This is a genomic window from Actinoplanes sp. NBRC 103695 (genome assembly GCF_030269485.1).
GTDB lineage: Bacteria > Actinomycetota > Actinomycetes > Mycobacteriales > Micromonosporaceae > Actinoplanes.
Genome location: NZ_BSTL01000017.1, coordinates 161871 through 186744, shown reverse-complemented (window position 1 = coordinate 186744; position 24874 = coordinate 161871). Strand labels below are relative to the sequence as shown.

The 24874-nt window shown below is 73.2% G+C and carries 24 protein-coding genes; 15 read left to right on the top strand and 9 right to left on the bottom strand.

Annotation, left to right across the window (positions count from 1 at the left end):
- Positions 1–47: 47 nt before the first annotated feature.
- The 8 genes from QSK31_RS29725 to QSK31_RS29690 are packed head-to-tail and all read left to right on the top strand — an operon-like array spanning position 48 to position 6741.
- Positions 48–818 (top strand): FAD binding domain-containing protein, encoded by a 771-nt coding sequence (locus tag QSK31_RS29725; protein WP_285687795.1) that lies wholly within the window; start codon positions 48–50, stop codon positions 816–818.
- Positions 818–1288, top strand: coding sequence for a (2Fe-2S)-binding protein (locus tag QSK31_RS29720; RefSeq protein WP_285687794.1), 471 nt, complete (start codon positions 818–820; stop codon positions 1286–1288). Before QSK31_RS29725 ends, QSK31_RS29720 begins: the two co-directional genes overlap by 1 nt.
- Positions 1285–2610, top strand: coding sequence for a xanthine dehydrogenase family protein molybdopterin-binding subunit (locus QSK31_RS29715; protein ID WP_285687793.1), 1326 nt, complete (start codon positions 1285–1287; stop codon positions 2608–2610). Before QSK31_RS29720 ends, QSK31_RS29715 begins: the two co-directional genes overlap by 4 nt.
- Positions 2598–3605 carry a xanthine dehydrogenase family protein molybdopterin-binding subunit gene (locus QSK31_RS29710; RefSeq protein ID WP_285687792.1) on the top strand — a complete coding sequence of 336 codons (1008 nt, stop codon included), beginning with the start codon at positions 2598–2600 and terminating at the stop codon, positions 3603–3605. The genes QSK31_RS29715 and QSK31_RS29710 overlap by 13 nt, the downstream gene beginning before the upstream one ends.
- Positions 3605–3907: an EthD family reductase gene (locus QSK31_RS29705; protein WP_285687791.1), complete on the top strand. Its 303-nt coding sequence runs from the start codon at positions 3605–3607 to the stop codon at positions 3905–3907. Before QSK31_RS29710 ends, QSK31_RS29705 begins: the two co-directional genes overlap by 1 nt.
- Entirely contained in the window at positions 3907–4752 is an 846-nt protein-coding gene (locus tag QSK31_RS29700; RefSeq protein ID WP_285687790.1) for an AAA family ATPase, read from the top strand. Before QSK31_RS29705 ends, QSK31_RS29700 begins: the two co-directional genes overlap by 1 nt.
- Positions 4745–5833, top strand: coding sequence for a vWA domain-containing protein (locus QSK31_RS29695; RefSeq protein ID WP_502873028.1), 1089 nt, complete (start codon positions 4745–4747; stop codon positions 5831–5833). The genes QSK31_RS29700 and QSK31_RS29695 overlap by 8 nt, the downstream gene beginning before the upstream one ends.
- The gene (locus tag QSK31_RS29690) at positions 5830–6741 is read left to right on the top strand and encodes an amidohydrolase family protein (RefSeq protein WP_285687787.1); all 912 of its coding nucleotides are present in this window, start codon (positions 5830–5832) and stop codon (positions 6739–6741) included. The genes QSK31_RS29695 and QSK31_RS29690 overlap by 4 nt, the downstream gene beginning before the upstream one ends.
- An 834-nt stretch (positions 6742–7575) precedes the next feature.
- Here QSK31_RS29690 and QSK31_RS29685 read toward each other — a convergent pair.
- From QSK31_RS29685 to QSK31_RS29675, 3 genes are all read right to left on the bottom strand, one after another.
- Positions 7576–8208, bottom strand: a complete 633-nt coding sequence (locus QSK31_RS29685) for an META domain-containing protein (RefSeq protein ID WP_285687786.1) — start codon at positions 8206–8208, stop codon at positions 7576–7578.
- Positions 8209–8307: 99 nt separating this feature from the next.
- On the bottom strand, positions 8308–8844 hold the full coding sequence (locus QSK31_RS29680) for a GNAT family N-acetyltransferase (protein WP_285687785.1): 537 nt from the start codon (positions 8842–8844) through the stop codon (positions 8308–8310).
- A 43-nt stretch (positions 8845–8887) separates the two neighbouring features.
- On the bottom strand, positions 8888–10378 hold the full coding sequence (locus tag QSK31_RS29675) for a GGDEF domain-containing protein (protein WP_285687784.1): 1491 nt from the start codon (positions 10376–10378) through the stop codon (positions 8888–8890).
- Positions 10379–10481: 103 nt separating this feature from the next.
- On the opposite strand from QSK31_RS29675, the gene QSK31_RS29670 reads away from it, so the two are divergent.
- The gene (locus QSK31_RS29670) at positions 10482–11210 is read left to right on the top strand and encodes an EAL domain-containing protein (RefSeq protein WP_285687783.1); all 729 of its coding nucleotides are present in this window, start codon (positions 10482–10484) and stop codon (positions 11208–11210) included.
- 70 nt (positions 11211–11280) lie between these two features.
- Positions 11281–11973, top strand: coding sequence for a response regulator transcription factor (locus tag QSK31_RS29665; protein WP_285687782.1), 693 nt, complete (start codon positions 11281–11283; stop codon positions 11971–11973).
- Positions 11974–11980: 7 nt separating this feature from the next.
- On the opposite strand, the gene QSK31_RS29660 is transcribed toward QSK31_RS29665, so the two are convergent.
- The gene (locus tag QSK31_RS29660; RefSeq protein WP_285687781.1) at positions 11981–12490 is read right to left on the bottom strand and encodes a hypothetical protein; all 510 of its coding nucleotides are present in this window, start codon (positions 12488–12490) and stop codon (positions 11981–11983) included.
- A 120-nt stretch (positions 12491–12610) separates the two neighbouring features.
- Here QSK31_RS29660 and QSK31_RS29655 point away from each other — a divergent pair, with 120 nt between their 5' ends.
- A complete protein-coding gene (locus QSK31_RS29655) occupies positions 12611–13504 on the top strand; it encodes a glycosyltransferase family 2 protein (RefSeq protein WP_285687780.1) in 894 nt (297 codons plus the stop codon).
- Positions 13505–13525: 21 nt separating this feature from the next.
- Here the strand turns inward: QSK31_RS29655 and QSK31_RS29650 are convergent, their stop codons facing one another.
- Together QSK31_RS29650 and QSK31_RS29645 are read right to left on the bottom strand one after the other, a co-directional pair.
- Complete coding sequence (locus QSK31_RS29650) at positions 13526–15661, bottom strand: hypothetical protein (RefSeq protein ID WP_285687779.1); 2136 nt, start codon at positions 15659–15661, stop codon at positions 13526–13528.
- A 68-nt stretch (positions 15662–15729) separates the two neighbouring features.
- Positions 15730–17094 (bottom strand): thymidylate kinase, encoded by a 1365-nt coding sequence (locus QSK31_RS29645; RefSeq protein WP_285687778.1) that lies wholly within the window; start codon positions 17092–17094, stop codon positions 15730–15732.
- An 82-nt stretch (positions 17095–17176) separates the two neighbouring features.
- Here QSK31_RS29645 and QSK31_RS29640 point away from each other — a divergent pair, with 82 nt between their 5' ends.
- From QSK31_RS29640 to QSK31_RS29625, 4 genes are read left to right on the top strand one after another with little or no spacing between them, the layout of a single operon-like run.
- Complete coding sequence (locus QSK31_RS29640; RefSeq protein WP_285687777.1) at positions 17177–18442, top strand: polysaccharide biosynthesis protein; 1266 nt, start codon at positions 17177–17179, stop codon at positions 18440–18442.
- Positions 18443–18458: 16 nt separating this feature from the next.
- Entirely contained in the window at positions 18459–19586 is a 1128-nt protein-coding gene (locus tag QSK31_RS29635; protein WP_285687776.1) for a glycosyltransferase family 4 protein, read from the top strand.
- Entirely contained in the window at positions 19555–20355 is an 801-nt protein-coding gene (locus tag QSK31_RS29630) for a glycosyltransferase family 2 protein (RefSeq protein WP_285687775.1), read from the top strand. The genes QSK31_RS29635 and QSK31_RS29630 overlap by 32 nt, the downstream gene beginning before the upstream one ends.
- A complete protein-coding gene (locus tag QSK31_RS29625) occupies positions 20352–21530 on the top strand; it encodes a glycosyltransferase family 4 protein (RefSeq protein WP_285687773.1) in 1179 nt (392 codons plus the stop codon). The genes QSK31_RS29630 and QSK31_RS29625 overlap by 4 nt, the downstream gene beginning before the upstream one ends.
- A gap of 871 nt (positions 21531–22401) precedes the next feature.
- Here the strand turns inward: QSK31_RS29625 and QSK31_RS29620 are convergent.
- The 3 genes from QSK31_RS29620 to QSK31_RS29610 form a co-directional block, all read right to left on the bottom strand.
- The gene (locus tag QSK31_RS29620) at positions 22402–22932 is read right to left on the bottom strand and encodes an Imm21 family immunity protein (protein WP_285687772.1); all 531 of its coding nucleotides are present in this window, start codon (positions 22930–22932) and stop codon (positions 22402–22404) included.
- 190 nt (positions 22933–23122) lie between these two features.
- A complete protein-coding gene (locus QSK31_RS29615; protein ID WP_285687771.1) occupies positions 23123–23788 on the bottom strand; it encodes a DUF998 domain-containing protein in 666 nt (221 codons plus the stop codon).
- A 57-nt stretch (positions 23789–23845) separates the two neighbouring features.
- Positions 23846–24874 (bottom strand): metallophosphoesterase family protein, encoded by a 1029-nt coding sequence (locus QSK31_RS29610; RefSeq protein WP_285687770.1) that lies wholly within the window; start codon positions 24872–24874, stop codon positions 23846–23848.

The window sequence follows — 24874 nt, the reverse complement described above, 5'->3', positions numbered from 1 at the left end:
CCCGGACAAGTATCAATTATCGATAGTCGATCACGCGGGAGGCGCCGATGATCACCGCAGTGCGCATGCCGGAGTCCGCCGAGGCCGCCGCCGAGGCCGCCGCGCGGGGCGGGCGGGTCATGGCCGGTGGCACGGTCGTCATGGCCGAGGTGAACACCGGCCCGGTCGCCGACACCGAGCTGATCAGCCTGCGCCACGCGGGCCTGTCCGGCATCACCGTGAACGAAGGGGTCGCCCGGGTCGGTGCGACCACGACGTTCGCCGAGTTGCGGAGCGGGCTCGGCTTCCTGAGCGAGGCCATCAGGACGCTCGCCTCGCCGACGATCCGGAACCTGGCCACCGTCGGCGGGAACCTCTTCGTTCCCCAGCCGTACGGCGACTTCGCGGTCTGCCTGCTCGCCCTGGACGCGACCGTCGAGATCGCGGAAGGCCAGGAGACACCGATCGCCGAGTGGAACAGAAGGCCTGGCGAGATTGTCACGGCCGTCCGCTTCGCCGTCCCCCGTGAGGGCACGTGGTTCTACCACAAGGCCATGCGCCGCAAGCTCAACTCGGCCGCCATCGTCACGGTCGCCGCGGTCGTCGACAGAGACACGGTCCGCGTCGCGCTGGGCGGCGTCGCACCCGGACCGGTCCGCTCCCCCGCGGCCGAACGGGTCCTGCGGGGACAGGAGCTGACCCGCGACGTGCTCGACGCCGCCGGAGAAGCAGCCCTCGCCGACATCGATCCCCGGGACGACGCCTACGCCAGCGCCTGGTACCGCCGCCGCGTGCTCCCGGTCCACGTACGCCGCGCGTTCCAGAACGAGGAGGCCTGATGCCGTCGAGCGTGGTGAACCTGACCGTCAACGGCCGGGAGCAGGAGTTCCTGGCCCGGCCCGCCGAGTCCCTGCTGACCAGCCTGCGCGACCGGCTGGGCCTGATGGCCGCCAAGCGCGGCTGCGCCCAGGGCAGCTGCGGCACGTGCACGGTCCTGGTCGACGACAAGCCGGTCATGTCCTGCCTGGTCGCGGTGGAGACGATCGAGGCCGCCGAGGTACGCACCCTGGAGGGCGTGGCCGACGGTGAGCGCCTGGACGAGGTGCAGCAGGCGTTCCTGGACGGCTTCGCGACGCAGTGCGGCTTCTGCACCGCCGGGATGATCATGACGGCCGAGGCGCTGCTCGCGGAGAACCCGGATCCCACACACGACGAGGTGGTCGAGGCCATCTCCGGCAACGTCTGCCGGTGCACCGGCTACCGCGCGATCGTCGCGGCGATCCTCGACGCGGCAGGGAGGCGGAAATGACCGGCTACAAGGTCATCGGCTCGGCCGTCCAGCGCTCGGACGCCCTCGGCCATGTCACCGGCCGCACCGAGTTCTTCGAGGACCTCAACCCGCCGGGCCTGCTGCACCTGAAGATGGCCCGCTCCGAGCGCCACCACGCGCGCCTCGCCGGCATCGACACCAGCGAGGCGGAGAAGACCAAGGGCGTCGTCCGCATCCTGACCGCCGACGACATCCCGAACAACCTCTTCACCCCGCTCAAGCTGATCGGCGTGGAGCCCGACGACGAGCCGATCCTGGCCGAGGGCACCGTCCGCTACCGGGGCGAGCCGATCTGCGCGGTGATCGCCGAGACCGAGGCGGCCGCCTATGAAGGCGCTGCGAAAGTGGTCGTCGACTACGAGGACCTGCCGGCGGTGTTCGACGTCGAGGAAGCGCTGCGGGAAGGCGCCCCGATCGTCAACGAGCACCAGCGGACGAACTTCTTCACGTACGAGGGACACCACTGCCGCCGGATCCGGTTCGGCGACGTCGAGCAGGCGTTCGCACAGGCGGATCACGTCTTCGAATGGCGCTACCAGTCGGCGCCGATCGAGCATGCCCCCACCGAGACCACCGGCTGCATCGTCGTCCCGCAGGCCGACGGCCGGTTGCGCATCCACTCGGACACCCAGGCCTGCTTCTTCACCCTCGACAACACCGCCCTGATCCTGGGTACGCCGTTCAACAAGCTCCGCATCGTCGGCGGCACGGTCGGCGGCGGTTTCGGCGGCAAGGTGGACGTGGTCGTCGAGCCGGTGTCCTGCGTGGCGGCGATGCTGACCGGCCGGCCGGTGAAGTTCGTCTACAACCGCCGCGAGGAGATGCAGGTGTCGTCGCCGCGGGCGGCCGAACGCATCATCATCAAGGACGCCGTGATGTCCGGCGGGCGCATCACCGGCCGCCAGGTGACCCTCTACGTCGATTCCGGGGCGTACGCGCGGCACAGCCCGTACGGAACGACCAAGGCCGCCGCCCACCTGCCCGGCCCGTACGCGATCCCGAACGTCTGGGCCGACTGCCATTGCGTCTTCACCAACCGCACCCCGTCGAGCGCGATGCGCGGCTTCGGGGTGACCATCGCCGACTTCGCGCTGGAGTCCCAGATGGACCGCATCGCCCGCGCGCTGGACATGGATCCGTTGCAACTGCGGCTGATCAACGCCTACCGCGACGGCGACCTGACCGCGCACCGCAAGCCGGCCGAGGGCACCGCGCTGATCGAGGTCATCCAGAAGGCGGCCGAGATGGTCGGCCACGACCTGCCCGCGGAGTTCCAGGAGATGTCGTCATGGCAAAGCTGAAGGGCCGCGGGTACGCGTCGGTCAACTACCCGACCGGCATGAACCTCGGCGGCGACCCGTCGCAAGCACTGATCCACTCCACCACCACCGGCACGTTCGTGGTCAGCCTGTCCTCGGTGGACCTGGGGCAGGGCCTCAAGACGGTGGTCGCCCAGTGCGCGGCGGAGGTGCTCGGGCTGCCGTTCGAGAACATCCTGATCGACACCGCCGACACCGACACCGGGCCGCACTGCATGGGCACGTTCGCCAGCCGGGGCACGCACCGGGTCGGCAACGCGGTCATCATGGCGGCCGCCGAGGCCCGCGAGGTGATGCTGGCGGTGGCCGCCGACGAGCTCGAAGTCGACCCCGGTGACCTGGAGACCGACGGCACCGGCTTCATCGCGGTCAAGGGCGCCGAGGAGAAGCGGATCCACATCACCGACCTGGCTCTCGCCGCGCATTTCAAGCACGGCCGGACCATCTCGGGGCGGGGCATCTTCCTCAAGGAACAGAGCACCGTGGTGCCGGAGACCGGCGAGATGGACCCGGACTCGTGCCAGGCGCACGCGTGCACGGTCGCCGTGGTCGAGGTGGACGACGAGACCGGCGTCGTCGAGGTGCTGGAGATGCACAACGCGTACGAGATCGGCCGTGCCCTGAACCCGGCCATGGTCACCCAGCAGGTCGAGGGCGGCGCGTGGATGGGCATGTCGCACGCGCTGTTCGAGGCCACCGAGCCGTACTACCCGGCCCGCGACCACGGTCCGGCCGACTTCACCGAGTACCTGATGCCCGGGCCCGCGGACATCGCCCGGCAGTACAGCGTGATCCTGGAACGCCCGGCCGACAACGGGCCGTTCGGCGCCAAGGGGATCGGCGAGATGACCGCCAACGCCCCGATCCCGGCGATCGCCAACGCCATCTTCGACGCGTGCGGCGTACGCGTGGAAACCATGCCTTTCACCCCCGAGCGAGTGCTGCGGGATTTGGACGCCTTGAAGGGAACCACCTGATGTTGAAGGTCATCTCGCTGCTGAAGCGGGCCGAGGGTCTGTCGCAGGACGACTTCGCGAAGTGGGTCGTCGAGGACCACCTGGAGTTCGCGAAAAAGCTGCCCGGGCTGCGCAAGTACGTGGTGAACGTGAGCGGCGGCGACGATCCGGCGTTCGACGCGGTGAACGAGCTCTACTTCGACGACGACGACGCGCGGGTGGCGGCGTTCGCGTCGGAGCACGGCAAGGCCGCCGCCGCCGACGCCGGTGCGCACACCTCCAACCGGGTGCACCTGCTGACCACCGAGCACCAGCAGCTGTAGTGGATCTCGCACCGGCCCTGCGCGACGAAGGCTACTTCGCCGACGAGGGGCTGCTCACGGCCGTACACCTGGCTCTGCTCCTCGGGCGGCCGCTGCTGCTCGAGGGCGAGCCGGGCGTCGGCAAGACCGAGCTGGCGTCCGTGCTGTCGCGGGTCCTCGGCCGCGAGCTGATCCGCCTGCAGTGTTTCGAGGGGCTGGACTCCGGCCAGGCGCTCTACGAGTGGGACTACCCCAAACAGCTTCTCCGGGTACGCACGGCGGAGGCGCGTGGCCAGGACATCGGCGACCTGTACGCGGAGGAGTTCCTGCTCGCCCGCCCGCTGCTGCGGGCGACCCGCTCGGAGCACGGCGCGGTCCTGCTGATCGACGAGATCGACCGGGCGGACAGCGAGTTCGAGGCGTTCCTGCTGGAGTTCCTCAGCGACTTCCAGGTCACCGTCCCCGAGCTCGGCACCCTGCGGGCGAAGCACACCCCCGTCGTGGTGCTCACCTCGAACCGCACCCGGGAACTGCACGACGCGCTGCGCCGGCGATGCCTCTACCACTGGATCGAGTTCCCGTCCGCCGAACGCGAGCGGGCGATCCTCGACGCGCACGTGCCCGGCCTCGAGGACGCGGCGGCCGGCGCTCTGGTCCGGGCGGTGCAGGACATCCGTACGCTGCCGCTGCTCAAGCGCCCCGGCATCGCGGAGTCGGTGGACTGGGCCCGCGGGGCGGCTGCCCTGGCGGCGGAGGGCAGCGCGTGGCCGGCGGCGCTGCGCCGGTCGCTGGGCCTGCTCATCAAGGACGAGGAGGACACCCGCCTGCTCGCCGCCCGTTCGGAGGAGATCTTCGGCCATCCGTGACCTGATCCGGGGCTTCCTGGACGACCTGCGGCGCTCGGGCATCGGGGCCCCACCCGGCAAGCAGGCCGACTTCCTGCGCGCCGTCGCGACCTCGACACCCCCAGACATTCACCGGCTCTATTGGTACGCCCGGATCACGCTGCTGGGCGACGTCGCCGGTCTGCCGGTGTTCGATCGGGTCTTCGACGCGTGGTTCCGGGGCGGCGCCCAGCTGCCGTCGCTCTCTGACGATGAGGGCTCGGCGCCGGCGGCCTCCTCCGGCGGGCAGGACCTTCCCTCGGGCGATCCCCGGGAGGGCGGCGGCATCGAGGCGAGCGCCCTGTCCGTGCGAAAACGACGGGACTTCGGCGGCGCCGGGCCCGCCCACGCGTTGCGGGCCGCGTTCGCCGCCAACCTGCCGGCCGTGCCGTCACGGCGGCGGCGTCCCGCCAGGTCCGGGCGGGTGCTGGACATGCGACGCACGCTGCGGCAGGCCCGGCGCACCGACGGCGAGATCGTGGACCTGCACTGGACCACCCGCCCCCAGCGTCCCTGGAGGATGCTGATCCTGCTGGACGTGTCCGGGTCGCTCAAGGAACACACCCCGTCGCTGCTCCGGATCGCGCACGCCGCGCCGGCCGAGGTCTTCACGTTCGGCACACGGCTCACCCGGATCACCCGCGAACTCGCCACCGCCGACGCCGGGCGCGCGCTGCAGGCGGTGTCCCGGACCGTGCCGGATGCCGACGGCGGCACCGCGATCGGCGCTGCCATGCAGGAGTTCCAGGACAACCCGCGATATCTGGCGCTCGCCCGCGGCGCGCTCATCGTGGTCATCTCCGACGGGCTGGAACGCGGCGACTGCACGCCGATGGTCAAGGCCGTCGAACGCTTCGCGCGGCTCGGGCACCGGCTGATCTGGTGGTCGCCGCTGGCCTGCGCGCCCTCCTACCGTCCGGTGACCCGGGGCATGGCCGCCGTGCTCGGACACCTGGACCAGCTGGGCGGCGTACGCGATGAAAGCTCTGCCCTTGACCAGGTTCTGATGTTGCCGGCCGTCACCGCCGGCCCGCGCCGATCCGCTTGGAGACACTGGACATGACCGACATGACCGCTCCCGACGTGGAGATCGTCGACGCCCACCACCACATCTGGCGCCGGGCCGACCTGCCGTGGTTGAGCGGCGAGATGATCCCGCGCATCTTCGGCCCCTACGAGCCGATCCGCCGCGACTACCCGATCGGCGAATACGTGGCCGAGGCGACGGCCTGCGGCATCCGATCCTCCGTGTACGTCCAGACGAACTGGCCGCTCGACCGCAGCGAGGACGAGGTCCGCTGGCTGAACGACGTGCACGCCGAGGCCGGCTGGCCCACCGCGGTGATCGCCTCGGCCGACCTCTTCTCCCCCGGCGCCGCCGACGTGATGCGCCGCCAGGCGGCGCTGTCCCCGCTGATCCGCGGCGTACGGCTCCAACTGCACTGGCACGACCGCCCCGAGTTCCGCTTCGCCTCCGGCCCGTCCCGGATGAACGACCCGGTCTTCCGCGACAACATCGCGGTCCTGGCGGAGCTGGGCTGGCTCTTCGAGCTCCAGGTCTTCCCCGAGCAGATGGTCGACGCCGCCGATTTCGTGGCCGCGTTCCCGTCCACCATTTTCGTCCTGGTCCACGCCGGCATGCTGGTCGACGCCTCGGACACGGCGGCGTGGAAACGAGGCCTGCGCCTGCTCGCCGACCAGGCCAACGTGGTCGTCAAACTGACCGGCCAGGGCACCTTCGTGCACCGCGTCGACGAACCCCTGATCGACCTGGTCACCTCGCAGTGCCTGGCCCTGTTCGGCTCCCGCCGCTGCATGTGGGGAAGCAACTTCCCGATCGAGAAACTCTGGACCGACCTGCCCACCCTGCTCACCACCTGGCGCCGCGTCCTGGACCGCCACCCCTTGGAGATCCGCCAGGACGTCCTCGGCCGTACCGCCCGCCGCGTCTACTCCCTCCCCGCGGCCTGACACCCTGTCACCGCTGTCGCTCCTGGTCGGTGCGAGTTCGGCCGGTGTGCGCCAGGCGGCCGGGCTTACTCGCCGTCGCTGCCGCCGCTCGCGGCCAGCTCGGGGCTCCGCCAGGCCCCCGGATGCCCACTCACCGTCGCTGCCGCCACTCGCGGCCAGCTCGGGGCTCCGCCAGGCCCCCGGATGCCCACTCACCGTCGCTACCGCCACTCGCGGCCAGCGCGGGGCTCGGCCGGGTCCGCCAGGCCCCCGGGTGCCCACTCACTGTCGCTGCCGCCGCTCGCGGCCGTGGCCGGGCGCGGTCGGTGGTAGGAGCGGGCGCGGGTGGTAGGAGCGGGCACGGGTGGTAGGAGCGGGCACGGGTGGTAGGAGCGGGCACGGGTGGTAGGAGCGGGCACGGGTGGTAGGAGCGGGCACGGGTGGTAGGAGCGGGCACGGGTGGTAGGAGCGGGCACGTAGTGGTGGGCCAGGGCGGCATCCGGGCCGAAATGCCGCGCTGAGCTACCAACGCCGCGCTGAGCTACCAACGCCGCGCTGAGCTACCAACGCTCGCGTGAGTGGTGGGACGAGGCGCCTTGGGCTACACACTCGTGCCTGGCTCCCCGCCGGGAAGCGGCCGAACCACCGCGCGCGGCGCAACCGCCTCGAGTGACCGGAACACCGCGAGAGCGGCGGCAACCACCGTGAGTGAGCACCCCGGCCGCCTGGCAACCCGGCCTGCCCCGCGCTCGGCGAAAGCGCCGGCAGCAAGGGCACGCACCAGAAAACCCGGCAATGCGAACCCTCACCGCGCCGGCGGACCCGGGCCCTCACCAGACCTCCACCGCGAGATCTCTAGTTGTGCTGTTCAGGGACGTCGGCCGAGCCGGTGACCGGTGGCAGGTCGGCGGTGAGCCTGCCGGCCGGGCCGCTCCGGGTGAAGGTGAGACGCACGCCGGCGGCCTGCACGACCAGGTGTTCGCGGTTCGCTGACAGGAAGGTGACGTGTGCGGGCGGCGCCTCGGAAGGGCTGCTCGACGGGGCCGGCGGGACGAAGGTCATCGAGCCGATCCCGGTGATGGCGGCCGACCGGACGGGGTCGTTGCCGTCGTACCCGGCAAGCGTGGTGATCGTGTCGGAGACGTCGAAGCCGGCGCTCGTCGGGGTGAAGCGACCGTTCATCGTGTTGACGTCGTCGGAGGCGAGGAACTCGCCGTCGGCGGCCAGCTCCAGCCACGCGTCGACAGTCGCGGGGATCGCGGTCGTGCCGCGACGGTCGGCCACGGCGGTGAGACGCCAATGGCTGCCCACGTAGCCGGCACTGACGACACCGGGCGACGGCGGTGGCAGCGGGGTGACGGCGGGGCGTTCGGGTCGGTCCTGCTGGTGGGCGGCCAGCAGGACGCCGGCGACGACAACGGCGAGGACGCCGGCGGCGGCCAGGAGCGGGACGGCCCGGCGGCCACGCCCGGGAGAAGGATCAGTCACGTCAGGTGAACGGGTCCGCGGCGTCCGGAGTTGCGCCGCCGCGCTCCTTCGACAACCGGCAGGACCGCTCCGACAGGATGCCGCGCGCAAGCCATCGGCTCAAGCGGGCGGCGTGACCGGGGACCGCAGGCCGAGCCACTGGTCGGCGTCCCAGGCGTGGAACCGCTCCACCTCGGTGAAGCCCAGCTTCGCCGCGAGGCGCATCGATCCGGTGTTGGCGGTCTGGGTGGCGAGCACCACCGGCTCGCCGGGAAGGGCTCGGTCGAACCAGTCGAGGGCCGCCGCGCATGCCTCGGTAGCGTACCCGGATCCCCACGCCCGCGGCAGGAACAGGTAGCCGAGGTCGACCTTCCCCACGGCGGCCGGGCGGTGCCTGGCCTGCCTCCTGAGCAGGATCTGGCCGATCATCGACCCGTCGAGATCGACGACGAAACTGCCGGGCCACCGCTCGGGCGTCTCGGGCAGCTCGCGTTCCAGCTCGGCGCGCGGCCGGGGGCCGCCCAGGTAGGTGTTCACCTCGGGCGACGACATCAGCTCGATGAACGCCGGACGGTCCCGGGCCTCGGACTGGCGGAGCACGAGTCTCTCGGTCCGGATCGGATCGGGTGGCCACGTGACGGGTCCGAGCTCGGTCATGCCGGCCATCACATCAGATCGGATCAACCCGGCCGGCCCGGGATCAGCGGGGCGCCGGCACCGGGGTGAACCGTTCGACGCGGTTCTTGCCGGCCGCCTTGGCGGCGTACATGGCCAGGTCGGCCTCGCGGATCAGCTCGGCGGCGTCGGGGCCGGCGCCACCGACGCGAACGAGGTCGGCGTCGGGGCCATCGAGGTGGATGAGCTCGGCGGCGTCGCGGCGGGCGCCGCTGATGCCGATGCTGGCGCCGACGTGCAGGACGTGGCCGACGGCGCCGCCGACGCGGATCGGGGCGATCAGGCGGTCCCGCAGGTCCCAGGCGATCCGTTCCGCCTCGTGTGCGTCGGTGAGGCCGGTCAGCAGCACCGCGAACTCGTCGCCGCCGAGGCGGGCGGCCACGCCGTTCGGGCCGGCGCCGGCGCGTAGCCGGTGGGCGACCTCGACCAGCAGGTCGTCGCCCGCGCCGTGGCCGTGGGTGTCGTTGACCTGTTTGAAGTCGTCCAGGTCGACGGTCATCACGGCGACCGAGCCGGCGGCGGCGCTGGTCACCGCGTCGGTGAGGGTGTCGAAGAAGTACTCGCGGTTGGCCAGCTGGGTCAGCGAGTCGTGGTGGGCGCGGTGCAGCAGCTCGGCGCGGCTGATCAGGTTGCGTTCACCGAGCACGACCTGGTGTACCAGGTTGCGGTAGGCGTCGACCTCGGCGTCCGTGATCGGGCGGGTTCCGCCGAGCAGCAGGTGGCGGTCCACCACATATTCCATGTGCCAGTACCGATGGCCGGGGACCATGTCGGCGAAGACGGTCGCCGGATCGTCCAGCACCCTGTCGGGCAGGAGGCGCCCGTGGAGCTGCTCGTCGAGGCCGATGGACCGGGCCACGGTCAGCTGTCCGCCGCGCGCCTTCACGATGATCATGACCACGCCGGGGGCCAGCGCGATCATGCGGTTGCCCAGGTCGATGCCGATCCGGTGCACCTCGTCGACCTGCTGGGCGGCGAGGATCCGGCCGCCCGCCGAGGAGAGCAGGGCGTCCCGGGCGGAAACCGTCTCCTGCTGGGTGAGCACCCGGTTGATGTTGCGCATCACCAGGCCCACCGGCACCACGAACGGCACCAGGCTGAGCACGGCCGCCGATCGCCACGACAGGTCGTTCGCCCCGGTGATCGCGGCCAGGGCGGTGCCGCCGGGCAGCACGGCCAGGCCGAGGACGGAACGGACCGCCCAGGCGCGCACGGACCCGTGCAGGGCCAGGACGGCGAACACGGCGATGCCGATCGTCATGATCCGGACCGGGCCGCTGAGCCCGCCACCGGCGACGACGAGCAGGACCGGGGTCAGCACCGGCTCGCCGGGCAGCAGCCGGCCGCGGAAGGTCGCCCAGGCCACTACGCCGAGCATCGCGGCGATCGCGGTCAGGGCGAGCGCCGTCCAGCCGACCCGGGCGTCCGAGGCCAGCACCGGCACGACGTGCGCGGCCAGGACCGCGGACGAGGCCAGGTAGGCGATCATCCGGGTACGGCTCAGCGGGGACGGCACAGAGGTCTTGTCGGCTTCCGGGGCACACTGTTGAGGAAACGGCTTGCCGATCTCTTGACCGCGGCCTGAGCCCGCCTTGAGACACCGAGCCGAACGTGACGGCATGACGAACACCTCGGCCACCGCGCCCGCCGTCCGCGACCTCCAGGAGGTCATCGACTCGCAGGCGATCCGGCCGACGTTCCAGCCGGTCGTGCGGCTCTCGGACGGCGGCGTGGAGGCGTACGAGGCGCTCGCCCGCTTCGACAAGGAGCAGTTTCCCAGCCCGGCCGAGGCGTTCGCCGCGGCCACCCGGGCCGGCATCGGCGTCGACCTGGAGCTGGTCGCCCTGGACCGGGCGCTGGAGAGCCTGGACCGGATCCCGGCCGACACCTGGATGAGCGCGAACCTGTCGGTGGAGGCTCTCCTCACGCCGCGGGTCACGGCGACGCTGCTGCGGCACGCCAGCAGCCGGGTCGCCGTCGAGCTGACCGAGCACGCCCAGGTCACCGACTATCGCGCGCTGGTGGACGTGACCAATCAGCTGCGGGCGGCCGGGATGCTCATCGCCGTGGACGACACCGGCGCCGGGTTCGCCAGCCTGAGCCACATCCTTCAGTTGCGTCCCGACATCATCAAGCTGGACATCACGCTCACCCGCAGCATCGACACCGATCCGGTGCGGATGGCGCTGGCCCGCTCGCTGGTCGGCTTCGCGGAGGACATCGGCGCCATCCTGATCGCCGAAGGCATCGAGACCGAGGACGAGCACGAGAAGCTGCGGTCGCTCGGGGTCAAGCTGGGTCAGGGCTACTTCATGGCGCGGCCCGGGCCGCTTCCTCAGAACCTTTGATTCCCCGTACGCGCGACCGATATGTGACTCGTCCGCCCCGCAGAGCACGAGCAGCGCAACAGGAGGAACGATGACCAGGCCGCGCGCTCTCGTCGTCGAGGACTCGCCGGAGTTCATCCTGCTCTGCCAGCATCTGCTGGAGCGGGAAGGCTTCGACGTCATCGTGGCGACCGATGGCAAGCAGGCGGTGGACCGGGCCCAGAAGGACCGCCCGGACCTCGCCATCCTCGACCTCGGCCTGCCCGACCTGGACGGTATCGAGGTGTGCCGGCAGATCCGGCTCTTCACCGACGCGTACATCGTGATGGTGACCGGCCGCGCCGACGAGCTGGACAAGGTCGTGGGCCTGTCGGTGGGCGCCGACGACTACGTCACCAAACCGTTCTCGCCGCGTGAGCTGGCCGCCCGGATCCAGGCGATGCGCCGCCGGCCGCGCAGTGGCACTCCGTCCGGCGGTGCCTCGCAGGTCCGCGAGTACGGCGGCCTGCGCATCGACCCGGATGTGCGCGAGGTGACCAGGGACGGCGTCGTGCTGGACCTGACCAAGATCGAGTTCGGCATCCTGGACCTGCTCTCGTCCGCGCCGCGCCGCACGTTCACCCGCGGCCAGCTGCTCGAGGACGTGTGGGGCGACAACTGGTACGGCGACGACCACATCATCGACGTGCACGTCGGCAACCTGCGCAAGAAGCTGGGCGAGTCGGCCTCGACGCCGCGGCACATCAAGACGCTGCGCGGCGTCGGCTACCGCTTCGAGCCGTAGACCCTTCTCACGCCACCGCCGTCGCCCGGTGCTTCCCGGGCCGGTGCCTGCCCGGCTTCGATCGCGTGACCGTTGCCGCGACGGCCGCTCCGGCCAGTGCCACGGCGGCCGTCCAGGGCGCCATGTCCGAGAGCCCGGTGCCCGCGGCAGGTGGCGGGACCGAGCCCACGAGCGTACGCAAAGCTCCTGCCGGGGTCTTGCCCACCGCGACCACGCTCGTGCCGGGAGCAAGCCGGCCACCCGCCTGGGCCACCAGCATCTTCAGCGCGCCCGCGGTGTCCGCGGCGATCGACTCCTCCGTGCCGGAACCCACGCGCAGCCGCACCGGCGACCCGCCCTTGAAACCGACGGCGTAGACCGCCAGCTCAGGCCTGGCCTTCTGGGCCTGCCATTCCACGGTGAGCGAGTCGGCGGTCCCGCCGTAACCGGGACCGTCGGCCAGCGCGGCGCCCGGCGCGAGCACCGCGCCCAGCACGGCGCCGGCGAGCACGAGAGCTGCGGCGGGACGTCGGGTCATGGTTGCGATGGTGACACCCGAAAGTTGCTGAAAGCGCCGTGCACAACCTGCCGGCAACCTTGCCGCTGGCTTGAAGCGGGCTAGAGGTTGCATTGAGGTTGCCCGCCGATCGACACGGGCATGACCGACACGCTGCACTCGACGACCGGCCCGGCCACGACGTTCCCGGCCCGCCAGGCCCAGCTCGTGAACGTCTCCCGGCTGTGGGCGGCCGCCGACCCCACCGTCGAGCTGACTGTCGTGGTGCCGTTCTACAACCCGGGCGCGTCGCTGCGGCCGACGGTCGAGAAGCTGATCGCGAGCCTGACCGCCGAGCAGGTGGCGTTCGAGGTGGTCGCGGTGTCGGACGGTTCCACGGACGGCTCGGCCGACACCCTCAACGGCCTTGATCGCGTACGGGTCATCGTCAGCCCCGTCAACCAGGGCAAGGGCGCCGCGCTGCACCTGGGCTTCGCCGCCGCCCGCGGCGCGTGGATCGGGTTCGTCGACGCCGACGGCGACATCGACCCGCGGCACCTGGCGACGTTCCTGCGCCAGGCGCGCGAGGGCAACCACGCCGGCGTGTACGCGGACAAGCGCCACGCCGCCTCGGTCAGCGCGTCGTCGGCGTTCCGCAAGCTGGTGTCGCTGTTCTACTCGACGCTGGTCAGCCTGCTCTTCGTCCTGGGCATCCGGGACACCCAGACCGGTTGCAAGGTGCTGCGCCGCGACGTGCTGGCCGACCTGCTGCCCCGGCTGCGCGAGCGCCGCTTCGCCTTCGACCTGGAGTTCTTCGTCGCCGCGAAGGCCGCCGGGATCCGCGACTTCGCCGCCGCGCCGGTCCAGCTCGAGGAGCGCGTGGCAGGTTCCACGGTCACCTCGAAGGCCATCCTGCGCACCATCCGCGACACCTTCGTCATCTTCGCCCGGCTGCACCTGGGCGCGCAGTACAGCCCGGTCGCCCCGGTCGCGGTCCGCCCGGCGCAGTTCGCCGCCCCGGCCTGGACCGCCACCCAGGTCGCCGAGGCCGCCTGACCGAAGTGGTAGCTGAGCGCGCTATCCGGGGCCTGGATAGCGCGCTGAGCTACCACCGTCGTCGGTCCACCACGTGCGCAGGTCGCGGCGGTGCTCGACGAGGCCGGCCGCGATCAGCAGCGCCAGTGCGAGCAGCGAGACGCCCAGGCCGATCCGCAGCCGGCGCCACGGCTCGTACGTGACGGTGACCTCGCCCGGACCCGCACGCACCGCGACCGTCCCCGCGACCGTGGGGCGGGTCGGCGCCTCCCCCGCCGTCCAGCCGGCCGACCACTCCTCCGGCAGCACCACCCAGCCCGGCGAGCCGGGCGCCACCCGCCAGCGGGTCGAGCTGATCCGCTGGATCCGGCCGGCCGCCGCCGAGGGCACGACGCCCGCCGCCTGGCCGTCCGCGCCCGCCATGTCGTCCGGGAGCAGCGCCTCGGTGCCCAGCTCGCCTCGCGCGGCCAGCGCCACCGCCTCGTCGTGGCCGGCCACCCGCGCGGACACGACCCGGCCGGTGCCGGTCGGCTGTACCCGGTAGACGTCCAGGTTCGGGGTCCGCATCACCCGGCGGAGGTCGGGTTGCCGCCCCAGCCACGTGTAGCCGTCCGCCTCCCGGTCCCGGGCGAGCACCACGTAGCGGATCCCGAGCGGGGCGACCAGCCGGCCGAAGTGGCCCGCGCCGCCCGCCGCGACCAGGCGCTGCACGTACGCGGTGCGGCGGGACACCGAGTTGGTGCGCACCGGGCCGAGCTCGACGGCGTCGCTGGTGAGCACGGGACGCCGGAAGAACGCGCCGGCCGGGGTGGCCACCGTGCGGGAGCCGGTGAAGCCGAACGGCTGGTACTGGTGCCAGGGCAGGAACAGCACGCCCTCGGTGCCCGCGCCCATCAGGTCGTCGGCGGCGTACCAGGACGCCGGGTACTGGCTGACCTGGACGCTGTTGCCCAGGCCCCAGGCGAGCGACGGCGCCACGGCCGCACCGACCCCGGCGACCGCGACCAGCCCGGCGGCGGCAACGGCCCGGATCATCGCCGGGAGTGCCGCGGCCGGGCCTGAAGCGGCCGGGCCTGAAGCGGCCGGGCGGGGCTTTGCGCCCCGGGCCACGGTTGCGAGCGCCTCCGCGGTCACACCGACCGCCACCGCGTAGGCGAGCAGCGGCAACGCGATCCACTTCTGCTGCTCGCGCATCACCGCGAACAGGGGCACCGAGTCGAACGCGGCCCGGTAGGCCCCGCCGAGCGGGCCGTGGATGCCCGCGCCGAGCAGCAGACCGGTCACGGCGAGCAGGACCAGCGGCACGCCGGCGACCCGGTCGCGGCGGCACAGCAGGACCAGCCCGGCGACCACCGCGGCGATCATCGCCCCGACCGGGATCGGGCCGAGCACGATCGGTGGGCTGCTGTCGGCGGTGGCCCGCCAGAAGCCCTGCAGGGACAGCAGCGTCACGGGCAGGCCGCCGGAGCCGGCATGCGGGGCGTACACCTCGAGGTCCTGACCGCCGACCCGCGGGACCAGGACGGCCCCGAGCAGGACCGCCGCCGCGTACGCGTAGATCAGCCCGGCCGAGGCGACCGTGACCGCCGTCCGGACCAGGTCGGCTCGGCGTGGCCGCGGCAGGAGGGCGACCGCCAGGAGGATGGCGCCGCCGATCCAGGCGGCGTGCGGGCCGACGGCCATCGCGAGGGCGTACCAGCCGGCCGGCCGTGCGGCGAACCACCGTCCCCGGCGGCGCGCCCGCACCGCGGAGGCCAGCAGCCAGCTCAGCAGCGCGACCGAGAGCAGGAACGCCACGTGCCCCGCCTGGATGCGCTCGACCACGAACGGGTTGCAGCAGACGAACAGGGCGGCGCAGTGCCGGCGGACGCGCCCGCCGCCGGCCAGGGCGGAGATTCCGGACGCGGCGATCGGGAAGAAGGCCAGCAGCACCAGCCACGCGGTGGCGGCCGCGCCCACGACTCCCCGCAGCACGTGGGTGGCCAGCCGGTACGGCAGCGCGTCCAGGGCGGCCGGGTCGAGACCGTAGAGCCCGGGCGAGATCGTCTGGTGCGGCCCGGACACCCAGTCGAGCAGCAGCAGGTAGCCGTCCCGGGTCCAGGGCGCGACCACGATCACGCCGGCGATCAGGCCGAGCAGCGCCGACTCGGCGGTGAGGCGGGCGGTGCGCGGGTTCACCCCGGGCAGCCGCCGGTGCCGCGCCGCATGGGGCGCCGGCCGCGCGGACCGGCGCGAGGCGAGGAGGGTCACCGCGGGCGGCGCCGCGGACCGTGCGCCGCACGCACCACCGCCGCGACCAGCGGGGCCAGCGGGTCGGCACTGCCGCCCGAGGTGTCCACGACCACCTCGGCGTGCCGGGCCGGGCGTTCGGCCAGCAGGTCCCGGAAGCGTTGCTGCTGACCGGCCTGCTCGGCCAGGCTGCGTTCCGGCTTGCGGTCGTGGATCATCTCGGCGGGCGCGTCCGGCAGGACCAGGATGTCCGGCGACGGCACCAGGAGCTCGGCGAACCGGGCCGCCCGGGACGCCGGCCAGGGCGACTCGCGCAGGTCGTACACCCAGCGGTCGGCGATGACCACCCGGCGGCGGGCCACGGCGGGCGCGACCACGCGCAGGTAACGCCACACGTACTCGCCGGCGTAGAACCACGCGGCCACCCGGCGCAGAACGGCGTGGTCCGAGCCGCCGTCCCCCGCCGGCCCAGCGGACGGTGCGGTGGACGGTGTGGTGGAACCGACCTTGAGCAGGCGACGGGCGAGCGCGACGCCGGGCAGGTTGCCACGCGCCATCCCGAAGTACGCCGGGCTGGTGGGCAGGCCGCTGCGGTGCAGGCGGTCGCGGAGTCCGTCGGCGACCGTCGACTTGCCGGAGCCGTCCGTGCCGACCAGGGCCACCACGACGCCGCGGGCGCGCAGTCCCAGCGGGCCGGCCGACCCACCGGCCGGGATCACCGCGCGGCGCTGCGCCCAGGTGGCGGCCACCGACCCCGGGGCCAGACTCCGCGCGGCCAGCCGGATCCGGGCGCGCCGCGGCAGGGCCGGGTCGGGGCGCGCGCCGTCGGCGGCCGCGATCAGATCGGCGGCGACCCGGGCGCCGAGCTGCTCGGTGAGCCGGCGCGCCAGCCCGCGTCGGTCCTCGGGTTCGGCGCAGGCCCAGGCCGACCGGGCCTCCTCGAGGCGGCCACGCTCCGGGAGGCGGCCGCGCAACACCGGGCGGACCAGCAGGTCAGCGGTGGCGGCGGCGCCGGTGAGCCGGTGTGTCTCCGGGTCGACGCGGCACTCCTGAAAAGGAACCAGGAGCACCGGCCCGACGCGCAGGTCGCCGTGGGTGACGTCGATGACGGCCGGTCCGGTGTCCGTCTCCACGGCGACGCTCACGTGGCACAGCCGGCGCGGGTCGTGTGCCTCGGCCACTTGCGCCGCGGCGTACGCGTCAGAGAGTTTGCCGGCCCAATCACCCGGCGCCGCGCACCAGATGTCCAGGTCTTTGGGGCCGGTGGCGGCCGCCCAGCGTTCGGGCGCGCCGGACTCGCCCTGCCAGGCCCAGGGCGCCCCGGCTTCGTCGAGGGCTTCTGCGACCGCGGAGAGCAGCTCGGTACGTCGAATTTCGGTCATTTCATCCTGATTATGGCCGTGGCCGGGCAGCTCGGCCGGAAAACCGGACAGGTTCGGCGGCGGGCCGTCGATAGGAGTCCCCGTGACCCTTGTCCGCCGAGTCGCCCGGCTCGCCGCCGCCGGCGCCGCACCCATCGCCGTGGCGGTCGCCGTGCAGAGCGCGGGCAACCTCGCCTTCCACTCGGTGGTCGGGCGGATGCTCGAACCCGGCTCGTACGGCGCACTGGGGGCCGTGCTGAGCGCGATGGTGATGCTCGGCGTGCCGCTGGGGGCGCTGCAGACCGCCGCGTCCGCGCTGGTCGCCGAGCACGGGCTGACCGGGCCGACGGTTCGCCGGACGCTGCGCGCGGTGGCCCTGTGGTCGCTGCCGCCGGCCGCGCTCGTGCTGGCCGCCTCGCCGGCGATGCGCGACTACTTCCGGCTGGACTCGCCGGCCGAGGCGGCCCTGCTCGCGCCGTATCTGCTGGTGGCCGCCGTGGTCGCGGCGGCGCGCGGGTTGCTGCTGGGCGCGCGGCGGCTGGGCGTCGTGGCCGGCACCTACCTGGTCGCCACGGCCGCGCGCCTGGTGCTCGGGTTCGCCCTGATCGTGCCGTTCGGGGTCGCCGGGGCGCTCGCCGGCACGGTCGCGGCGGAGGTGGCGGCGCTGCTCCTCGCCGTGGCCAAGCTGCGCGGGCCGCCCGGTCCGCACCTCGCGAAAGGTCTGCGGCTGGGCGCCGTGGCCCACGCCGGGCTCACCGTGACCGGCCTGTTCCTGTTCTCCACGGCGGATCTGCTGCTGGCCCGGCACCACCTGGCCGACGCCGCGTCCGGTTCCTACGTCGCGGCGGCCACCGTGGCCAAGACGGTCCTCGCGCTGCCCGCCGGCATCATGGCCGCGGTCTTCCCGCAGCTGATCGCGGCCTGGCCCGCGGCCACGCGGGGGCGTGCGCTGGTGCGGGGCGGGATCGCGGTCACCGGCCCGGCCCTGCTGGGCGCGGGGTTGATCATTCTGCTGCCGGGTCTGGTGCTGCGCGTTCTCTACGGCGACGCGTACGCCGGGGCCGACGGTCTCGTCCAGGCGTTGTGCGGGGTCGCCGCGCTGACCTCGTTCGTCACCGTCCTGACCCACGCCGCGCTGGCCCGCCGCGCCTGGACCATCGCGATCCCCTGGGCGGGCGCGATCCTCGAGGTGGCGCTGATCGAGGTGTGGCACGACTCGCCGGCGCGGATCGCCGCGTGCTCGGCCGCCGCCCTGCTGCCCACGCTGCTGCTCATCGCGGTCGTCGAGGGCCGCCGCTGGGCCCGGAAGACCCCTCAGGTGGGCCCGGACGCCGCCGATCCTTCCCGTACCGCCGCGGCCGCGGCCTGACTGCGGAGGTCCCCGAGTGCGCATCCTGGTGCTGAACTGGCGCGACCTGACCCACCCGGCGTCCGGCGGGGCCGAGGTCTACACCGAGCAGGTGCTGCGGCGCTGGGTCCAGGCCGGTCACGAGGTCACCCTGTTCGCCGCCGCGGTCGCCGGCCGGCCCGCCGACGAGACGATCGACGGCTACCGGGTGGTGCGCGCCGGCAACCGGTTCACCGTCTACCGCGAGGCGCGGCGCTGGTGGGAGCGGCACGGCCGCGGCCGGTACGACGTGGTCGTCGACGAGACCAACACGGTGCCGTTCCTGGCGCACGAGTGGGTGGACGACGGCGCCCGCACGATCGCGCTCGTCCACCAGACCTGCGAGGAGATCTGGCACGTCAACGCGCCGCCACTGCTCGCCCACCTCGGCCGCTACCGGCTGGAGCCGAACTGGCTGCGCCGCCTGGGCCGCGGGCCGATCCTGGCCGTGTCGGAGTCGACCCGCGACGCGCTGGCCCGCTTCGGCGCCCACGACGTGACGGTCGTGCCGGAGGGCTACGAGCCGCCGGCAGTGCTGCCCGCCGTGCTCAAGGCCGAGCAGCCGACCGCGGTGTTCTGCGGCCGCATGGTCAGCTACAAGCGCCCCTACGACGTGATGCGCGCGGTCGAACTGGCCCGCAGGGAGCTCCCGGGCCTGCGCCTGCGAATGATCGGCGGCGGTCCCCTGCTGGAGCGGCTGCGCGCCGGCGCCCCGGACGGCGTGGACTTCCTCGGCCGGGTGCCCGAGCAGGTCAAGCTGGACGAGATGGCCCGCGCCCACGTGCACCTGGCGACCAGCGTGCGGGAGGGCTGGGGCCTGGTGGTCACCGAGGCCGCCGCGGTGGGCACGCCGACCATCGCGTACGACGTGCCGGGCCTGCGCGACTCCACCCGCGCCGCCGGTGGTGTCGTGGTGCCCCCGCACCCCGAAGCCATGGCTCGCTGGCTCTGCGAGCTGATGCCGTCCCGGTTCGCCGGGCCGTTTCCGGCGCTGCCCCACGGCGGCGCGCACAGCTGGGACGACGTGGCCGCGACGGTGCTCGACGCGGTGACCGAAAAGGCGCGAGCACCGCACACCGACATTAGGAGAGATCATGAGAATCAGCTTCGTGGTGCCCACGTATAACTCGGCCCGCACGCTGGACGCCTGCCTCGCCTCGCTGCGCGGGCAGACCCATCCGGACGTCGAGGTGCTGGTGGTGGACAACGGTTCCACCGACAGCACCCCGGTGATCGCCGCCCGGCACGCCGATCAGGTGCTGCAGTGGGGCCCGGAACGCAGCGCCCAGCGCAACCGCGGCACCGCGTGCAGCACCGGCGACGTGGTCGTGTACATCGACTCCGACATGGTGCTGGAGCCGCACATCGCCGGCCAGATCGAGGCCGAGTTCACCGCCAACCCGGAAACCGGCGCGCTGGTCATCCCCGAGCGCTCGTTCGGCGAGGGGTTCCTGGCCCGCTGCCGCGAACTGGAGAAGCGCCTCTACGTCGGCGACGACGCGGTCGAGTCGCCGCGGGCGTTCCGCCGCCGGGTGATCGAGCTGCTGGGCGGCTGGAACGAGCGGCTGACCGCGGCCGAGGACTGGGATCTGGCCGACCGGACCCGCGGCGTCACCCGGATCGGACGGATCGCGGCGTACATCTGGCACGACGAGGGACGCATCCAGCTGCGGTCGACCTTTGCCAAGAAGCGCTACTACGGCCGCTGGATCGACGAGTATGTGCGCATGCACGCCGACACGAGCGGGCGCAAGTTCGCCCGGACAGCCCTGTTCCGCAAGCCCGGCAGCCTCCTGCGTCACCCGGCCCTCACTGCCGGGCTCGCCACGCTCAAAATGACCGAGGCGGCCGGCCTGATGCTCGGCATCCGGGACAGCCGGGTCGCCGCGCGGTGAGGGTCGCGCATCTGATCGCCGAGTTCTCCGCCCGGGAGGCCATGGGGCGCACGGTCACCGAGACCGCGCGCCGGGTCGAGGGCGAGCATCACCTGGTGACCGCGCACGCGCACGACGGGCACGACGTGTTCGCCGGGGTGCACGAGCTCGGCGGCGGCGTGGCGACGTTCCCGCTCGGGCGGACGGCCGCGCTGGCCGGGGCGCTGGCCGCGATCCGTCCGGACGTGGTGCACCTGCACGCCGGGGCGCTCGGGCCGGTGCAGGCGGCGATGGCGGTGCTGCGGCCGTACCGGACCGTGCTCACCGCGTACGCCTGGCCGACCGTGCCCGGCCCCCGGGCCTGGCGCCGGGCGACCCTGGCCGAGATGGTCGCCTCCAACGTCCTGCAGCCGCGCGTCGGCCTGACCACCCTGCTCCCACCGGCCGTGGCCACGATGGCGCTGCACCGGGCCGGGGTTACCACGGTGCTGACCCCCGACCCGCGCGTCGCCGACCGGCTCGGCGGACGGCGGGGCGCGAGTCGGGGCCTCACCGTCACCCGCCTGCCGTCCGGGGCGCCCGCCGACGACCGTCGCGCCCGCTTCGACGCCGACCGGCCGGTGATCGTCTTCGCCGGCCGGGCGGAAAGCGTGCGCGGGCTGGACACGCTGCTGGCGGCGTTCCCCGCGGTCCGTGCCCGGATCCCCGGCGCCCGCCTGCGGCTGCTGCTCATCCCGCGCCCCGAACTGCCCGCCATCCTGTCCCGCGCGGGCACGGCCGAGGGCGTCGAGGTGGTCACCGAACCGGTACCCGACCTGCTGGCCGAGCTCGCCGCCGCCCAGGTGGGCACGTGGCCGTTCAAGTTCGACTACACCACGTCGCCGCCGGCGATGGCGGTGGCCGAGGCGATGAGCGTCGGGCTGCCGGTGGTCGCGACCGATGTCTCTTGCGTACGCGCGGTGCTCGAGCCCGGCGTCAACGGCCTGGCCGTGCCCCCCGCCGATCCTGCCGCGCTCGCCGCGGGCCTGATCTCGGTCCTGACCGACGAGGCGACCTGGCACCGTTTCGCCGAGGCCGGGGCGCGCTCGGTCCGCGAACGCCTGGGCTGGGACCGAGCGGCCGAAGTCACCGCCGCGGCCTATCGGACGTCCGCGGCACCATCGCCGACCTCGACCGGGCGCGAAGCCGCGATCTAAGACCCGCCGGGAGGCGTGGGTGCGCGTTGCGGCTCTTCCGCTGGGTTCCGGCGTGCCCGTTCACCTTGCTGCCGCCGCTCGCGCCCGCCGCGGACCGACCCGGGTGCGCCAGGCGCCCCAGTGCCCACTCACCCCCGCTGCCACCGCTCGCACCCGCCGCGGACCGGGGTGCGCCAGGCGCCCCAGTGCCCACTCACCCCCGCTGCCACCGCTCGCGGCCGGGGCGGGGCGATCCAGGTGCGCCAGGCGGCCCGGGTGCCCACTCGGCCTCACTGCCGCCGCTCGCGGCCGTCGCCAGGCGCGGTGGTCGGTGGTCGGTGGTCGGTGGTAGAAGCCTGCGCGAGTGGTAGGAGAGGCGCGCAGTCGCCAGGCGCGGTCGGTGGTAGAAGCCTGCGCGAGTGGTAGGAGAGGCGCGCAGTGGTGGGACAGCGCGGCATCCGAGGCTTGAATGCCGCGCTGAGCCACCACGACCCGCACGCGTGGTAGCGAGGAGCGGTCAGCGGTCTCGGATAGCGCCCTGACCTACCACCGACCGCGAGAGTGAACGGCCAGGGCGGTCGTCGCCGACCGGTCGCAACCGAGATGCCGCCCGGTCCTACCACTCCCCCGCCCGGCTACCACCCTGAGCGGCGGCTACCACCGTGAGCGGCGGCACCGCGAGCGGCGGCTACCACCGTGAGCGGCGGCTACCACCGTGAGCGGCGGCTACCACCGTGAGTGGGCACCCCGGCCGCCTGGCAGCCCGGCCTGACCACAAGCCCGGCGAAAGAGCCGGCAGCTTCCGCATGCACCAGCGTGGCCGGGCCAACGCAGCCACCTGTCGATGGACCCGCACCCGCGCCAGGGTGGCGGACATCGCAGCGAAGCGTCCCTACTCAGAGGCCAGACGGACGACGCCGACCCACGTTTCGTCGTCGACCTGGGTGTGGATCGCCCGCACCGCCCAGTTTCCCGCCGGAAGGTCGACCGCGGCCTTCTCGGGGCCGAGGCTGTCCAGGTCGCTGCCGGCGTTGGCCGAGTCGAGCAGCATCGCCGGGCCGTCCGTCACCCAGGTGCCGCAGTCGACCCACGAGGTGGCCGAATCGTCGAGCACGGCCCGCGCCGCCGCGATCAGCTCGTCCTCGGAATCGGCGGCCAGCCAGCGGACGAAGGCCCGGTGCTCGGGCAGGAAGCAGGTGGTGGCCGGCTCCTCGCCCAGGACCAGAGCCTGTGGCCCTTTCCCGCCGACCGGCACCGGCCCGGCCAGTTCCTCGACCGCACACGCGCGGTCGTAGTCGTCGGCGACCTCCCCGCCGCCGAGGATCCGGCCCTGCGGCGTGCAGCCCTGCCACTCCCGCAGTGCCGAGACCGGCACCACGACCAGCGGTCCACCCATCGACGACACCCAGTCCGAGACGTCCATGGGAACCAAGTCTGTCCTATGAGTCCCAGAGCCGTGCGGCCCGGGCCGCAGGAGCCGGGCCGCCGGCACGCGACGTCGGTCGCCGGGCTCGATCCGGGCGATCGCGGCGCCACCAGGTGAACACGATGAGGGCCGCCACCGCCGCCTCAGCGGCGTTGACGAGGAATTTGCGAGACCCGCTGCGGGGCGATCAGGGCGCCTCGCGGATTCGGCGGCGGTTCACCGCCAGCAGGGCCAGCCACAGCCAGCCGACCGAGACGCAGAGGCGCTGCCACAGGCCGGCCGTCGCCGCCCAGGATTCAGAGCCGGAGAAGCCTGCCGTCGCGAGGACGAACAGCGTGGCGAAGGCGGCGCCGCTCAAAGCCGAATACAGCGCGAAGCGGCCCGACCGGCGGCGGGCGAAGGCGATCCCGGCGGTCAGCATCGCGACGGTCAGCGCGGCGAATCCGGGCAGCGAGAACGCCAGGTCGTGGAGTTGCCCGTGCCAGGTGACGGGTCCACCGACAGGATCGGTGACGAAGACTCCCGCGCCGAGGAGCCCCACACCCCAGATCCCGACCAGGATCGGCAGGGCCGTGGCGCCCGGACCGGGACGCAGGCTGCGGCGCAGACCCACAGCGAACAGGAGGACCAGCACACCGCAGACCAGGAAGTTGGCGATCTGGGCCCAGCCGCCGATCGCTAGGGAGCTGACCGGGTCGCGCATTGCCGAGTAGCCGTCGTCACGCAGGGCGCTCTGCACCACATGGGCCACGGTGAAGAGCGGGCCGGCGATCAAGCCGGCGAGGAGCAGACGGCTGGGACGCGGCGGCGGACGCCGAGGCGTCGCGGCGGCAACACGGGTCAGGACGGCCATCCGTCAACCGTAGTTGACATCGTCGGTCGCGTCAACAAAGGTTGACAGCCTCGTGAGTCAGTAGCAGGTCTCGCGGCCCGAGTCGGAGACCGGCTCGGCCGCCTCCAGGGCGTGGAATCTCCACTCGTACGCGGTGGGGGTCAGCGTCAGCTCGAGGACGCCGTGGTGGTCGTAGTCGGCGTATTCGCTGGCCGGGCCGGGACTATGCACGCCCGGACCGGCCTGGGAGGGGCGGTAGTGCGCCTGGCCGCCGGTGCCGGCCACGAACTGCCGGACGCCCTCCGGCGCGCGCTCCCCGGCCGGGTTCAGCGGCGGGAACCGCTCGTAGTGCGCCTCGTGGCCGGAGAGGACGATCTCGACCTTGTGCTCGGCGAGGGTCCGGTAGAGGGCGTCGGTGCGCGGGTCCGGCCCGGCGATCCCGGTGGACCAGCGCGGGTGGTGCCAGGCGGCGAGGACGCAGCGGCTGCCGGCGGCGGCCAGGTCCTTGTCGAGCCAGGTCTGCTGCGGCGATCCGTCCCCGCAGCCGCCGGCGACCGCGCCGCAGTTGGAGTTGAGCACGACCAGGTGCCACCGGCCGACCTGCTCCGACCAGTAGCCGCGCTGGTCCCGGACCCGGTCGCCGAAGTACTCGGTGAACGTGGCCGCGTCCTGGACCTTGTACTCCTGGTTGCCGTAGACGGGCACGGTGCGGTCGCGCAGCCGGCCGAACGACGGGCCGTAGACGCTGTGGTACGCCGCCAGAGTGGGCAGCTCGTACTGGAAGTCGCCGAGACCGACGAGCACGGCGGGGTCGAGGGCGACAGCCAGGTCGGACACGGCCCGGTGCCGGCAGTGGTCGCGGGCGTTCCTGCCGGTGGGCTTCATGCCCGGGTCGGCCGGATCACAGGCCATGTCGCCGACGGCCACGACCCGGACGGTGTCCGCGCCCACGTACCGGCTCAGCGGCCAGAGGGCGGCCAGCACCAGCACCAGGACCAGCAGCGCGGCGCCGGCCACCCGCCGTTTCCGGGCCCAGGGAGGAAGCTTGCGGGAAGGAATCAGGCGGGCGGGGGCCGCGTGGGCGGGGGCCGTGCTCAAGCGCTTCAT

Bases quoted from the DNA above. Each gene is read 5' to 3' on its own strand.
- QSK31_RS29665 (WP_285687782.1), top strand. From the start codon at position 11,281: ATGACCAGGCCGCGCGCTCTCGTCGTCGAGGACTCGCCGGAGTTCATC.
- QSK31_RS29705 (WP_285687791.1), top strand. From the start codon at position 3,605: ATGTTGAAGGTCATCTCGCTGCTGAAGCGGGCCGAGGGTCTGTCGCAG.
- QSK31_RS29710 (WP_285687792.1), top strand. From the start codon at position 2,598: ATGGCAAAGCTGAAGGGCCGCGGGTACGCGTCGGTCAACTACCCGACC.
- QSK31_RS29660 (WP_285687781.1), bottom strand. From the start codon at position 12,490: ATGACCCGACGTCCCGCCGCAGCTCTCGTGCTCGCCGGCGCCGTGCTG.
- QSK31_RS29630 (WP_285687775.1), top strand. From the start codon at position 19,555: ATGAGAATCAGCTTCGTGGTGCCCACGTATAACTCGGCCCGCACGCTG.
- QSK31_RS29670 (WP_285687783.1), top strand. From the start codon at position 10,482: ATGACGAACACCTCGGCCACCGCGCCCGCCGTCCGCGACCTCCAGGAG.
- QSK31_RS29610 (WP_285687770.1), bottom strand. From the start codon at position 24,874: ATGAAGCGCTTGAGCACGGCCCCCGCCCACGCGGCCCCCGCCCGCCTG.
- QSK31_RS29615 (WP_285687771.1), bottom strand. From the start codon at position 23,788: ATGGCCGTCCTGACCCGTGTTGCCGCCGCGACGCCTCGGCGTCCGCCG.
- QSK31_RS29655 (WP_285687780.1), top strand. From the start codon at position 12,611: ATGACCGACACGCTGCACTCGACGACCGGCCCGGCCACGACGTTCCCG.
- QSK31_RS29725 (WP_285687795.1), top strand. From the start codon at position 48: ATGATCACCGCAGTGCGCATGCCGGAGTCCGCCGAGGCCGCCGCCGAG.
- QSK31_RS29720 (WP_285687794.1), top strand. From the start codon at position 818: ATGCCGTCGAGCGTGGTGAACCTGACCGTCAACGGCCGGGAGCAGGAG.
- QSK31_RS29715 (WP_285687793.1), top strand. From the start codon at position 1,285: ATGACCGGCTACAAGGTCATCGGCTCGGCCGTCCAGCGCTCGGACGCC.
- QSK31_RS29645 (WP_285687778.1), bottom strand. From the start codon at position 17,094: ATGACCGAAATTCGACGTACCGAGCTGCTCTCCGCGGTCGCAGAAGCC.
- QSK31_RS29680 (WP_285687785.1), bottom strand. From the start codon at position 8,844: ATGACCGAGCTCGGACCCGTCACGTGGCCACCCGATCCGATCCGGACC.
- QSK31_RS29690 (WP_285687787.1), top strand. From the start codon at position 5,830: ATGACCGACATGACCGCTCCCGACGTGGAGATCGTCGACGCCCACCAC.
- QSK31_RS29620 (WP_285687772.1), bottom strand. From the start codon at position 22,932: ATGGACGTCTCGGACTGGGTGTCGTCGATGGGTGGACCGCTGGTCGTG.